The following is a 12,213-nucleotide window of genomic DNA, read 5'->3' as shown; positions in this document are numbered from 1 at the left end:
CGGATGCGCGAGGCACTGATCGGCGGGTCCTGGATGGCGCGCGCCGGGCGGCGCAGGATCGTCGAAGACCCCGATTCCGCTCGAACAGGAGCCGCCATGCCTCGCACCATCGACCTCACCGTGCCCGACCTGTCGGGGCACCGCGCGCTCGTCACGGGCGCGAGCGACGGGATGGGCCTGCGCATCGCGGCCCGCCTCGCCGCGGCCGGCGCCGAGGTGATCATGCCCGTCCGCAACCCCGCCAAGGGCGAGAAGGCCGCGGCGACGATCCGCGCGCAGGTCCCCGGCGCCGCCCTCGTGCTGCGCAGCCTCGACCTGTCGAGCCTCGTCTCGGTGACGGCGCTGGCCGACACGTTGCTGGACGAGGGGCGCCCCCTTCACCTGCTGATCGGCAACGCGGGGGTGATGACGCCGCCGGATCGCCAGACGACGGCCGACGGGTTCGAGCTGCAGTTCGGCACAAATCACCTCGGCCACTTCGCCCTCGTCGGGCGCCTGCTTCCGCTGCTGCGCGAGGGGAGGGCCCGCGTCACGTCGCAGATCAGCGTCGCCGCGCGCAGCGGCCGCATCAACTGGGACGACCACAACTGGGAAGGTCGCTACGACGGCCAGCGCGCCTACAGCCAGTCGAAGATCGCCTACGGACTGTTCGGGCTCGAGCTCGAGCGGCGCAGCGCCGCCCACGGCTGGGGCATCACCAGCAACCTCGCCCACCCGGGTGTCGCCCCGACGAGCCTGCTCGCCGCGCGCCCCGAGCTCGGCCGCTCCGCCGACACAACGAGCGTGCGGGTGATCCGGGCGCTGTCGGTGCGGGGCATCCTGCTCGGCACCGTCGAGTCCGGGGCGCTGCCGGCGCTCATGGCGGCGACCGACCCCGCCTCCCGGGGCGGCGCGCTGTACGGGCCCCGCGGGCTCGGCAACCTCGGCGGGGCGCCGACCGAGCACGCGCTGTACCGCCCGCTGCGCAGCGCCGACGACGCCGGGCGCGTGTGGGAGCTGTCGGAGCGCCTCACGGGGGTGTCGTTCCCGGACGCGTGAACCGCGCCCCGCGGCGTCGACCGGCCCCCGGGGTCAGTCGAGCACGAGCCGGTAGCCCATTCCCTGTTCGGTGAGCAGGTGGCGGGGGTTCGCCGGATCGGCCTCGAGCTTCTTGCGCAGCTGGGAGATGTACAGGCGCAGGTAGCCGGTGTCGGCGACCTGCTCGGATCCCCAGATGTCCTTGAGCAGGGTCTGACGCGTCACGAGCGCCCCGGGGTTGCGGGCGAGGAACTCGAGCATGCGCCACTCGGTGGGCGTGAGATGGACCGGTGCGCCGGCGCGCGTGACGGTCTTCGCCGCGAGGTCGACGCGGACGTCCCCGAACGCTACCGTCGGGTCGGACGGCGTCGCTCCCCGGCGCCGCGCGAGCGCGCGCAGCCGGGCGAGCAGCTCGTCGATCTGGAAGGGCTTGGTGACGTAGTCGTCGGCGCCCGCGTCGAGCGCGTCGACCTTGTCGGCCGATCCCGTGCGCCCCGACACCACAACGATCGGCGCGTCGCTCCAGCCCCGGATCGCCTGGATGACCTCGACGCCGTCGAGCCGCGGCATGCCGAGATCGAGCAGCACCACGTCGGGCTTCGCCTGCGCGGCCACCGAGATCGCCTCGGCGCCGTCGGACGCCGCGACCACGTCGTATCCGTGCGCGCCGAGCGTGATGCGCATCGCGCGCACGAGCTGCGGATCGTCGTCCGCAATCAGGATCTTCATTGGCCCGTCCTCGGGGTCTCGTCGGTCACGGGCGGCGCGGTCACGGGCAGCTCGATCACCATCGTGAGCCCGCCGCCGGGGGTGTCCTCGGGGAGCAGCCGTCCGCCCATCCCCTCGGTGAAGCCGCGGGAGAGGGCGAGGCCCAGTCCCAGGCCGGTCGTGTTGTCGGTGTCGCCCATCCGCTGGAACGGGGCGAACATGTCCTGCTGCCGGTCGGCAGGCACGCCCGGACCGTGGTCGACGATCCGGATCTGCGCCGTGCGGCCGATCCTGCTCGTCGCGATGCGCACGCGCCGGTCGCCAGGCGACAGGCGGTCGGCGTTCGCCAGCACGTTCACGATCACCCGCTGCAGCAGCACCGCGTCGGCCTCGAGCGGCGGCAGGTCGGGGTCGAGGGCGAGGTCGACGCGGTCGGGGCCGAGGCCGAGCTCGTCGACGGCCGCGAGCACAACGCCCGCCGCGTCCACCGGGCCGAGCGACACCGCCAGCACCCCCGCCTGGACGCGGCTCACGTCGAGCAGGTCGGTCACGAGCGTCGACAGCGTCGCGAGGCTCTCGTCGGCCGTCGCGAGCAGTTCAGCGCGGTCCTCATCCGTCAGCTTCGCGCCCGCGGCGCGAAGGCCGCCGACCGCCGCGACCGCCGCGGCGAGTGGGCGCCGCAGGTCGTGGCTGACGGCCGACATCAGGGCAGTGCGCACGCTGTCCGCCTCGACGAGGGCGTCCGCCTGGCGGGCGGTGCGGCTGAGGTCCTCGTGCTCGAGCATCGCCGTCAGCTGCACGACGATCACGTCGAGCAGCCGCCGCTCCGCCGCGTCGAGCTCGGTGCCGTGAAGCTCGAGGGTCGCGCGGGGCGCCGCTGCCGAGCCGACGGGCACGGCGAGATGCCGGTCGTCGCGCGCGGGCTCGCCGTCGGTCACGAGCGCCTCGCCCTCGGGCGAGAGAAGGCGTGCGCCCGTGGCGCGGAACGCCTCGCGCGCCCGGGAGACGAGGGCCTGCGCCGCGTTCTCGCCGCGCAGCACGCTGCCGGCGACGGTGGCCATCAGCTCGGACTCCGCGGCCGCGCGCTGAGCGCTGCGCGTGCGGCGGGCCGACTGGTCGACGATCCAGCTCACAAGCGCGGCGCTGATCACGTACAGCAGCACGGCGACGGCGTGCTCGGGCTCGGCGATGTGGATGGTGAGCACCGGCTCGACGAACAGCACGTTCAGCGTCAGCCCCGACAGCACCGCCGCGAAAAGGGCCGGCCAGATGCCGCCGATCAGCGCCACGACGACGACGAGCAGCTGGTACGAGAGCACGTGCACCACGAGCGTGTCGTCGCGCGGCAGCGCGCTCAGCAGCCACGTCAGCAGCGGGCCGATCGCCAGGGCGGCGACGAAGCCGAGGATGCGCCGCTTCCAGCTCAGCGCGCCGGCGGTCAGCCGCGGCAGACGCAGGCCGCGGCCCGCGGCGGCGTGCGTCACGATGTGCACGTCGATGTCGCCCGACTCGCGCACGACCGTCGCCCCGATCCCCGGTCCGGTCAGCGCCGCCGCGAGGCGGCTGCGGCGGCTCGCCCCGATGACGAGCTGCGTCGCATCGACCGAGCGCGCGAACTCCACGAGCGCCCGGGGCACGTCGTCGGCCACCACCTGGTGGTAGGTGCCGCCGAGCGATTCGACGAGCGCCCGCTGTCGTCCCAGGGCGCCGGGCACGCCGGGGCGCAGCCCGTCGTTCGACGAGACGTGCACCGCCAGCAGCTCACCGCCCGCCGAGCGGGCGGCGATGCGGGTGCCGCGACGGATGAGCGTCTCGCCCTCCGGTCCGCCCGTGAGCGCGACGACCACGCGCTCGCGCGTCTGCCACGTTCCCTCGATTCCCTGCTGCTCGCGGTACAGCCGCAGCGCGCTGTCGACCTCGTCCGCCAGCCACAGCAGCGCGAGTTCGCGCAGGGCGGTGAGGTTGCCGAGGCGGAAGTAGTTCGACAGGGCCGCGTCGATGCGCTCGGCGGGGTACACCTGACCGGCGGAGAGGCGGTCGCGCAGTGACTGCGGCGCCAGGTCGACGACCTCGACCTGGTCGGCGTCCCGCACCACGACGTCGGGAACCGTCTCGCGCTGCGCGACACCGGTGATCCGCTCCACCACGTCGCCGAGCGACTCGATGTGCTGCACGTTCACCGTGGTGATCACGTCGATCCCGGCGGCGAGAAGCTCCTTGACGTCCTGCCAGCGCTTCTCGTTGCGCGACCCGGGCGCGTTGGTGTGGGCGAGCTCGTCGATCAGCGCGACGTCGGGGTCGCGGGCGAGCACCGCGTCGACGTCCAGCTCGGTCAGCTCGACGTCGCGGTGCCGCACGGTGCGCCGGGGAACGACAGGCAGGCCCCCGGCCTGCGCCGCGGTGGCCGCGCGGCCGTGGGTCTCGACGAGGCCGATCACGACGTCGCGGCCGTCGCCGCGCAGGCGCCGCCCCTCCTCGAGCATCTCGTACGTCTTGCCGACGCCGGGGGCGGCGCCGAGCAGCACCCGCAGCCGTCCCCTCCTCATGCCCGTCCCTTCTCCGTCCGCGCGCGCATCCGGCGCCGCCTCAGTCGGTGAGCGCGTCGAGCGCCAGGTTGAGCTCGAGCACGTTCACGCGGGGCTCCCCGAGGAAGCCGACATCCCTCGACTGGATCCTAGACTCCACGAGCCCGCGCACCTCCGCGTCGTCGAGGCCGCGCTCGGCGGCGATCCGCGGCACCTGCAGCAGGGCGTACGCCGGCCGCAACCGGCGCAGAACCCGATTGAAGTCCTCGGCCGCCACCGCAGGTGCCGTCCTCACGCTTCCCATGCGGCCACGCCGCGAAGGCTCACGCTCTGCTTGCGCCCGCGCACCGGTGGCCCCGCCTTCGGGGCAGCCCCGTCGACGGTTGCCCCGCATTGCCGTTTCGTACCGGCAGCTCGGGGCAAGTCCGACGGAGCGACCCCTCAGTACGACGCGCGGCCGGTGTCGCCCGCCTCGCGGATGAAGGTCTCCGCGAGGCGCTCAGACCCGCGGGCGACGAGCGAGACGTCGGCGCCGACGAGCACGAACTCGGCTCCGGCGTCCGCATAGTCGCGTGCCGCGGCCGGGTCGAAGGCGTTGACGCCGACGGGCGTGCCGGCGGCCTGCGCCCCCGCAAACGCGCGGCGGACGGCCGCGACGACGTCCGGATGCGTCTGCTGCCCGATGAGCCCCATCGACGCCGCGAGGTCGCTGGGGCCGACGAAGACGCCGTCGACGCCGTCGACCGCGGCGATCGCCTGGGCGTTCTCGATGCCCTCGGCCGTCTCGATCTGCACGATGACCGAGGTGTGCTCCGCTGCCTTCGCGAGGTAGCCGTCGATGCGGTTCCAGCGGCCCGACCGCGCGAGCGCGTTGCCCACGCCGCGGTGGCCGCGGGGCGGATAGGACGCGTGCGCGACCGCCGCCTCGGCCTCGGCCGCGGTCGAGACCATCGGCACCATGATCGTCTGCGCTCCCAGGTCGAGCACCTGCTTGATCCACACGGCGTCGTTCGCCGGCACGCGCACGACCGTCGTGACCGGATATGCCGCGGCTGCCTGCAGCATCCCCTGCACCTCGCCGAGGCCGACCGGCCCGTGCTCCATGTCGATCAGCAGCCAGTCGAGGCCGGAGCCCGCCATGATCTCGGCCATCACGGGGGATCCGGAGCAGACCCACCCGCCGAACAGCGGGCGATCCGATCCGGCGATCCGGTCCCGAAGGCTCACTGGAAGCTGCATGCGATTGTCCCCATCCGTTCGTAGTCCGCCAGGATGCTGTCGCCGGCCGTCACCCACACGGGGCGCGTGAACGAGCCCGCCAGGATGATCTGCCCCGCCTCGAGCCGGTCGCCGTGCTGATGCACCTTGTTCGCGAGCCAGGCGACGCCCATCCCGGGATGGCCGAGGACGCCTCCGGAGACGCCCGTCTCCTCGATGGTCTCGTTGCGGTACAGCATCGCACCGACCCAGCGGAGGTCGATGTCGTCCGGTCGCATCGGGCGCCCGCCGAGCACCATCCCGCCGTACGCCGCGTTGTCGCTGATCGTGTCGACGATTGTGCGGCCCTCCATCTCGATGTGCGAGTTCAGCACCTCGAGCGCCGGGGTGACGTACTCGGTCGCCCGCAGCACGTCGAACAGCGTGCACGCGGGGCCCTCCAGGGCGTCCTTCAGCACGAACGCGAGCTCGACCTCGATCCGGATGTTCGAGAAGTCGCCGGCGGGGATGACCGCCCCCGACTGCCACACGGTGTCGTCGAACATCACGCCGTAGTCGGGCTCGGTGATGCCCGTCGCCTGCTGCATCGCCTTCGACGTCAGACCGATCTTGCGGCCGACGAGGCGACGTCCCGCCGCGACCTGCTGATCGCGCCAGATTCCCTGGATCGCGTAGGCGTCGTCGATCGTCGCCTCGGGGAACCGTGCGGTGATCCGGGGGATCATCCCGTGCGTGCGCTCCGCCTCGGCGAGCTCCGCGGCGATGCCCGCGATCTGATCCTGCGTCAGCATCGTCATCCCCTCGTCACAGCTGGTGGCCGAGCTTGTACTCGCCCTGCTTCCACGAGGGCATCTCATCCTCGTCCTGCGGGCGCGTGTACGAGAAGCCGTCGGCGCCGATCGTCACCGCCATCTCGCTCTTGTCCTCGCGCGATACGACGGGCTGCGGGTTGCCGTCGAGGTCGAGCACGAGCGACGCCTCGGTGTACCAGCTCGGCACGACCGGGTTGCCCCAGAAGTCGCGGCGCTGGTTGTCGTGCACGTCCCACGTGATGACGGGGTTGTCGGGGTCGCCCGTGTAGTAGTCCTGCGTGTAGATCTCGACGCGATGCCCGTCGGGGTCGCGCAGGTACAGATAGAACGCGTTCGAGACGCCGTGCCGGCCCGGCCCGCGCTCGATCGCGTCGGAGCGGCGCAGGGCGCCGAGCTTGTCGCAGATCGCGAGGATGTTGTGCTTCTCGTGCGTCGCGAAGGCGACGTGGTGCATGCGCGGCCCGTCGCCGCCGGTCGCGGCGGTGTCGTGAACGGTCGGCTTGCGGCGCATCCAGGCGGCGTAGACGGTGCCGTCGGCATCCTGGATGTCCTCCGTCACGCGGAAGCCCAGGTCCTGGTAGTGCCGCACGGCGCGGGGCACATCCGGGGTCACCTGGTTGAAGTGGTCGAGGCGGACGAGCTCGCCCGGCGACTGCAGGTCGTAGCGCCACGACAGGCGCTCGGTGTGCTCGGTGGCGTGGAAGAACTCGTACGGGAAGCCCAGCGGATCCTCGACCCGCACCGAATCGCCGATGCCCTTGGTGAAGCCCTCGGGCCGGCGAATGACTCGGCAGCCGAGCTCTTCATAGAAGGCCACGGCCTTGTCGAGGTCCTCGGGGGTGCGCACGCGGTACGAGAACGCCGCGACGGCCGCGACCGGGCCTTTGCGCAGCACGAGGTTGTGGTGGATGAACTCCTCGGTCGAGCGGAGGTAGATCGCCTCGTCGTCCTCCTCGGTCACGTGGAGCCCCAGGATGTCGACGTAGAACTCGCGCGACCGCGCGAGATCGGTCACGACGAGGTCCATGTACGCGCAGCGCAGGATGTCGGGCGCGGGGGAGGACGGGGTGGCGACGGCGTTGTCGGCCTGGATCGGCGCCTCCTGCGAGACGTAGAACCCCGACGAGGTCAGCGTCCCGCGGCGGTCGGTGGATTCGGTCATGTCAGCGTCCTTGCCTTCTGTCTTTCTCGGTCCCCGGTCCTCGGTCCTCGGTCGTTGAGCGAGCGAAGCGAGTCGAAACGGGGTGACCTTGCCGTGGCGATGTTCCGCCGTTTCGACTCGGTCGCTTCGCTCCCTCGCTCAACGACCGATGCCGAAGGTGGGGTTGTGCACCTTGCCGAGCGTGATGTGCACGGCCTGCTGGTCGGTGTAGAAGTCGATCGAGCGGTAGCCGCCCTCGTGGCCGAGGCCCGAGGCCTTCACTCCGCCGAACGGGGTGCGGAGGTCGCGCACGTTGTTCGAGTTGAGCCACACCATGCCGGCCTCGACCGCCTGCGAGAAGTTGTGCGCGCGCTTCAGGTCGTTGGTCCAGATGTAGGCCGCGAGGCCGTACTTGGTGTTGTTGGCGAGCTCGAGCGCCTCCTCGTCGGTGTCGAACGGCGTGATCGCGACGACCGGGCCGAAGATCTCCTCCTGGAAGATGCGGGCATCCGGCTTCACGTCGGCGAACACCGTAGGGGCGACGAAGTTGCCGTCGTCGAAGCCCTCCGGCCGGCCGCCGCCGGCGACGAGGCGGCCCTCGCTCTTGCCGATCTCGACGTACGACATGACCTTGTCGTAGTGCTCGGGGTGAACGAGCGCGCCGACCTCGGTCGCGGGATCGTGCGGGTAGCCGACCTTGACGCGCTTCGCCTGCGCCGCGTAGCGCTCGACGAACTCGTCGTAGATGTCGCGCTGGACGAGGATCCGGGATCCGGCCGTGCAGCGCTCACCGTTCAGCGAGAACACGCCGAAGATGGTCGCGTCGACCGCCGCCTCGAGGTCGGCGTCGGCGAAGACGACGGCGGGCGACTTGCCGCCGAGCTCCATCGACAGGCCCTTCAGGTGTGGGGCGGCGTTGGCGAAGATCAGCTGCCCCGTCGAGCTCTCGCCCGTGAACGAGATGAGCGGCACATCCGGGTGCTTCACGAGCGCGTCGCCGGCGTCCTCACCGAAGCCGTGAACGAGGTTGAACACTCCCTCGGGAAGGCCCGCCTCCTCGAAGATGCCGGCCCACAGCGAGGCCGACAGGGGAGTGAACTCGGCGGGTTTCAGCACGACCGTGTTGCCGGTCGCGAGCGCGGGGCCGAGCTTCCACGACTCGAGCATGAACGGCGTGTTCCACGGCGTGATGAGCCCCGCGACGCCGATCGGCTTGCGGTTGACGTAGTTGATCTGGCGCCCCGGCACCTTGAACGTGTCGTCGGCCTGCGCCACGATCAGGTCGGCGAAGAACCGGAAGTTCTCCGCCGCGCGGCGGGCCTGGCCCAGCGCCTGGGTGATCGGCAGGCCCGAGTCGAACGACTCGAGCTCGGCGAGGCGGGCGTCGCGCGACTCGACGAGATCGGCGATCCGGTGAAGGATGCGCGATCGCTCCCGCGGCAGCATCTTCGGCCACGGCCCCTCGCGGAACGCGGTGCGGGCGGCCGCGACGGCGGCGTCGACGTCGGCCTTCTTCCCCGCGGCGGCCTGGATATAGACCTCGTTCGACACCGGATCGAGCACGTCGAACGTGTCGCCGTCGATCGAGTCGACGTGCGTCCCCCCGATGTAGTGCTGGATCTTCGTGGGAAGGTCGGCGGGCACGTGGCGGCGGTCGCACGCGGTGGTGCTCATGCTCTCTCCTGCGTTGTCGGGTCGGTCTCGGCGAGGTAGGCGTTCATGGTTCCCCAGCGGTGCTGCCGGGCGGCGAGCTCGATCTCGATCGGCGCCGCCCCGGCGCGCAGCAGCTCGAGGATGCGGGCGTGCTCGCGCACCGACTCGGGTGCGCGACCGGGGACGAACGCGAAGGACGAATCGAGCAGGTTGTGAAGACGGGTCCAGCCGCGGTGCACGAGGTCGACGATGTGCGGGTTGGGGCAGGGCTCGAACAGGATCGAGTGGAACTCGCGGTTGAGGCGGGTGAACGCGATCGGGTCGAAGTCGTCGAGCAGCGCGATGAGGCGCGCGTTGACGGCCTCGGCGCGGTCGAGGTCGGCGGGGGTGAGCAGCGGGGCAGCGAGGGCGGTGGCGATCCCCTCGACGACGCCGAGCGTCTGCATCGAGTGCGCGTACTCGTCGCGGTCGACGAGCGAGACCCTCGCCCCGACGTTGCGCTCGAACTCGACGAGACCCTCGGCCTCGAGGCGGCGGATCGCCTCGCGCACCGGCACCACGCTCATGTCCAGCGCCTGGGCGACGGAGCCGAGCACGAGCCGGTAGCCGGGGCCGAACTCGCGCCGCTGGATCCGCTCGCGCAGCCACTCGTAGGCGCGCTGCGACTTGCTCTCGGTGGTGACGGTGCTCATCCTGCCCCGCCCGATCCGGTCTCGGCCTCGTAGCGGGCGCGCCACTCGGCGTTCATCGGGAACAGCCCGTCGACCGGATGCCCGGCAGCGACCTGCGACGCGATCCACGCGTCCTCGGCCTCCTGTGCGAGGCACGCGTCGGCGACCTCTTCGGCGAGGGACGGCGGGATCACGATCACGCCGTCGTCGTCGCCCACGATGATGTCGCCCGGCTGCACGGTCGCGCCGCCGCAGGCGATCGTCACGTCCTGCTCCCACGGCACGTGCCGCCGCCCGAGGACGGCGGGGTGCGGGCCCCGCGAGAAGACGGGGATGTCGAAGCCGGCCACCTGCGCGTAGTCGCGCACGCCGCCGTCGGTGACGATGCCGGCGGCTCCGCGGGCCTGCGCGCGCAGGGCGAGGATGTCGCCGAGCGTGCCGGAGGCGGCGTCGCCGCGCGCCTCGATCACGATCACCTCGCCCGGTTCGACGCTGTCGAACGCGCGCTTCTGGGCGTTGTAGCCGCCGCCGTGGGCCGTGAACAGGTCCTCGCGCAGCGGCACGAAGCGCAGCGTCTTCGCGGTGCCGACGAGCTTGGCCCCCGGTGTGTTCGAGCGGGGCCCGTCGAGGAAGACCGAGCGGATGCCGCGCTGCCGCAGCTGCTGCGACAGGCCCGCGACCGGAGCCTCGAGAAGCTTCGCGCGCAGCGCGTCGGTCAGGATCGGCGTGGGCTCGGGAAGGCCCGCCGCCTCGCGCGATCCCCAGGCCTCCTCGCGCTGCAGGTCGTCGACCGAGGGAAGCGAACCGAGCGACGGATCGAAGTCGCCCGTCCCCTCGACGACGCGCGAGACGAGGCGTCCGCTCGTGAGAGCGCCCGGCGCATCCGGGGCGTCGACCTCGACCTCGATCACGTCACCGGGCACGGCGACGGACGACCCGGCGGGAGTGCCGGTCAGGATGACGTCGCCCACCTCGAGCGTCAGGTGCTGCGACAGATCGGCGATCAGCTGCGCGAGGGGGAAGATCATCCGGTCGGGGGCGGTGGAGTCGTCCTGCACAGGCTCGCCGTTGCGCCAGGTGCGCACGCGCAGGCCGGCGGGGTCGACGGCGCGGGCGTCGATCAGCCCGGGGCCGAGCGGGGTGTAGCCGTCCCGGCCCTTGTTGCGGAGGTTCGAGCCCTTGTCGTTGGCGCGGAGGTCGTACAGGCCCCAGTCGTTCGATGCCGTGACCCAGCCGACGTGGCGCCATGCATCGGCCGCCGAGACATGGCGAGCGGGAGCGCCGATGATCAGCGCGACCTCGCCCTCGAACGCCAGCAGCTCGGTGCCGGTCGGGCGCTCGACCTCGGCACCGCTGGGGGCGATCGAGCTCGTCGGCTTCAGGAAGTACGACGGGGCCGCCGGGCGGCGGCCGCGCTGAGCGGCGCGGGACTCGTACGCGAGGTGCACCGCGATGACCTTGCCGGGCACCGCGGGAAGCGCCGCGAATCGGGGATCGGTCGCCGGATCCGTCACTCCGAGCTCCTTCGCTCTCGTGCCCCGGGAGCGGATCCCGGGCGTCGTATCCGAAATGATATACGATCCGGATCGCGCGGGGAAGGCCCGGCGAGCGTGCGCCGCCTCAGGGCCGCTGCGGCCCGAGCCCTCGCGCGATCGCGGCCGTCGCTCCCAGCCACGCGCGGCGGGTGGCAGGGCGGAGCGCCGTGAAGTGGAGGTACCCGCCCGCCATCGCCGGGTCGTAAGGGATCGCGGCCACGTCGCGCGACAGGTCGCGATAGCCGTCGACGACGCTGCGCACCTCGGCCGCGCTCGCGTGGGGATCGGCCTGGCTGACGATCGCCACGGAGTTCTCGACGAGCGAGGCCGAGCGGGCGTCGCGGTCGGCGAGCGCCTCGAGCAGCAGCGCCCCTGCCTCGGCGTGCTCGGCGCGGGTGGTGGTCGCCAGCACGATCTGGTCCCACGCGAGCACGCCGGCCCCGCCGTAGCGGGCGAAGACCGCCGCGGTCAGGATGGTCGTCGGCGTCTTCCCGCTGCCGCCCTTCGCGTTGACGATCGCGATCGTGCGGGGGCCCGGCCAGTGCTGCGACACCGTGAACATGTCGGCGCGCTCGGCGCGCTCGTCGGCACTCGGGGGGACGCGCATCCCGGTCTTCGCGAGGAAGCCGCGCCATCCCTTCTCGGCCGGCTCCTCCGCGCGCTCGGGGGTGAGGAACGAGCGGCGCCGCTCGGGGGCCGCGGGCTCCTTCCGGGTCGCGGGCTTGTCGCCGGCGGGCTTCCCGCCCCGCTGGCGGTCATTCGCGGACTTCGTGGCCCGGGTCCTCTCCGCGCGCGGGCGGCGCGTGTCTGCCTCGCCCTGGGGTGCACGCGTGCCGGGAGTCTGGGGCGAGACGTGCAGCGGCGCGAACAGGTCGATCGGGTCGGCGTCGGGAGCGGCTGGGGAGGGCGCGGTCGGGGCGGACGCGGCAGCCG

General features: G+C 72.4%; 9 protein-coding genes and 2 pseudogenes. 1 reads left to right on the top strand and 10 read right to left on the bottom strand.

All coding sequences use genetic code 11. The annotated features are described in order from the left end of the window. Window positions 1–96 precede the first annotated feature (96 nt). A complete protein-coding gene (locus IR155_RS09300; protein ID WP_135114563.1) occupies window positions 97–1,038 on the top strand; it encodes an SDR family oxidoreductase in 942 nt (313 codons plus the stop codon). Between the two features lie 33 nt (window positions 1,039–1,071). Here the strand turns inward: IR155_RS09300 and IR155_RS09295 are convergent, their stop codons facing one another. The 10 genes and pseudogenes from IR155_RS09295 to IR155_RS09250 form a co-directional block, all read right to left on the bottom strand. Next, entirely contained in the window at window positions 1,072–1,746 is a 675-nt protein-coding gene (locus tag IR155_RS09295; RefSeq protein WP_135114562.1) for a response regulator, read from the bottom strand. After that, the gene (locus IR155_RS09290; protein WP_135114561.1) at window positions 1,743–4,271 is read right to left on the bottom strand and encodes a DUF4118 domain-containing protein; all 2,529 of its coding nucleotides are present in this window, start codon (window positions 4,269–4,271) and stop codon (window positions 1,743–1,745) included. The genes IR155_RS09295 and IR155_RS09290 overlap by 4 nt, the downstream gene beginning before the upstream one ends. Before the next feature lie 40 nt (window positions 4,272–4,311). Further along, a pseudogene (locus tag IR155_RS15970) lies at window positions 4,312–4,491 on the bottom strand (potassium-transporting ATPase subunit C); the annotation flags it as partial. Between the two features lie 200 nt (window positions 4,492–4,691). Beyond that, a complete protein-coding gene (locus IR155_RS09280; RefSeq protein ID WP_135114559.1) occupies window positions 4,692–5,489 on the bottom strand; it encodes an HpcH/HpaI aldolase family protein in 798 nt (265 codons plus the stop codon). Continuing rightward, window positions 5,474–6,259: a 2-oxo-hept-4-ene-1,7-dioate hydratase gene (gene hpaH, locus IR155_RS09275; protein WP_135114558.1), complete on the bottom strand. Its 786-nt coding sequence runs from the start codon at window positions 6,257–6,259 to the stop codon at window positions 5,474–5,476. Before hpaH ends, IR155_RS09280 begins: the two co-directional genes overlap by 16 nt. 13 nt (window positions 6,260–6,272) lie before the next feature. Further along, a complete protein-coding gene (gene hpaD, locus IR155_RS09270; protein WP_135114557.1) occupies window positions 6,273–7,442 on the bottom strand; it encodes a 3,4-dihydroxyphenylacetate 2,3-dioxygenase in 1,170 nt (389 codons plus the stop codon). A 138-nt stretch (window positions 7,443–7,580) separates the two neighbouring features. Beyond that, window positions 7,581–9,095, bottom strand: coding sequence for a 5-carboxymethyl-2-hydroxymuconate semialdehyde dehydrogenase (hpaE, locus tag IR155_RS09265; protein WP_135114556.1), 1,515 nt, complete (start codon window positions 9,093–9,095; stop codon window positions 7,581–7,583). After that, on the bottom strand, window positions 9,092–9,766 hold the full coding sequence (locus IR155_RS09260; protein WP_135114555.1) for a GntR family transcriptional regulator: 675 nt from the start codon (window positions 9,764–9,766) through the stop codon (window positions 9,092–9,094). Before IR155_RS09260 ends, hpaE begins: the two co-directional genes overlap by 4 nt. Further along, window positions 9,763–11,259, bottom strand: a complete 1,497-nt coding sequence (locus IR155_RS09255) for a fumarylacetoacetate hydrolase family protein (protein WP_135114554.1) — start codon at window positions 11,257–11,259, stop codon at window positions 9,763–9,765. Before IR155_RS09255 ends, IR155_RS09260 begins: the two co-directional genes overlap by 4 nt. Window positions 11,260–11,365: 106 nt before the next feature. Next, window positions 11,366–12,213, bottom strand: a pseudogene (locus tag IR155_RS09250) (ParA family protein); the annotation flags it as partial.

It is taken from the genome of Microbacterium paludicola (genome assembly GCF_015235415.1).
Taxonomy (GTDB): Bacteria; Actinomycetota; Actinomycetes; order Actinomycetales; family Microbacteriaceae; genus Microbacterium; species Microbacterium paludicola.
Note: the sequence above shows the minus strand (reverse complement) of the source record. Positions and strands in the feature narration are given on the sequence as shown.

What these genes read in the sequence shown, in the direction of transcription:
- IR155_RS09300 (WP_135114563.1), top strand. Translation starts at nt 97, where the DNA reads ATGCCTCGCACCATCGACCTCACCGTGCCCGACCTGTCGGGGCACCGC.
- IR155_RS09295 (WP_135114562.1), bottom strand. Translation starts at nt 1,746, where the DNA reads ATGAAGATCCTGATTGCGGACGACGATCCGCAGCTCGTGCGCGCGATG.
- IR155_RS09290 (WP_135114561.1), bottom strand. Translation starts at nt 4,271, where the DNA reads ATGAGGAGGGGACGGCTGCGGGTGCTGCTCGGCGCCGCCCCCGGCGTC.
- IR155_RS09280 (WP_135114559.1), bottom strand. Translation starts at nt 5,489, where the DNA reads ATGCAGCTTCCAGTGAGCCTTCGGGACCGGATCGCCGGATCGGATCGC.
- hpaH (WP_135114558.1), bottom strand. Translation starts at nt 6,259, where the DNA reads ATGCTGACGCAGGATCAGATCGCGGGCATCGCCGCGGAGCTCGCCGAG.
- hpaD (WP_135114557.1), bottom strand. Translation starts at nt 7,442, where the DNA reads ATGACCGAATCCACCGACCGCCGCGGGACGCTGACCTCGTCGGGGTTC.
- hpaE (WP_135114556.1), bottom strand. Translation starts at nt 9,095, where the DNA reads ATGAGCACCACCGCGTGCGACCGCCGCCACGTGCCCGCCGACCTTCCC.
- IR155_RS09260 (WP_135114555.1), bottom strand. Translation starts at nt 9,766, where the DNA reads ATGAGCACCGTCACCACCGAGAGCAAGTCGCAGCGCGCCTACGAGTGG.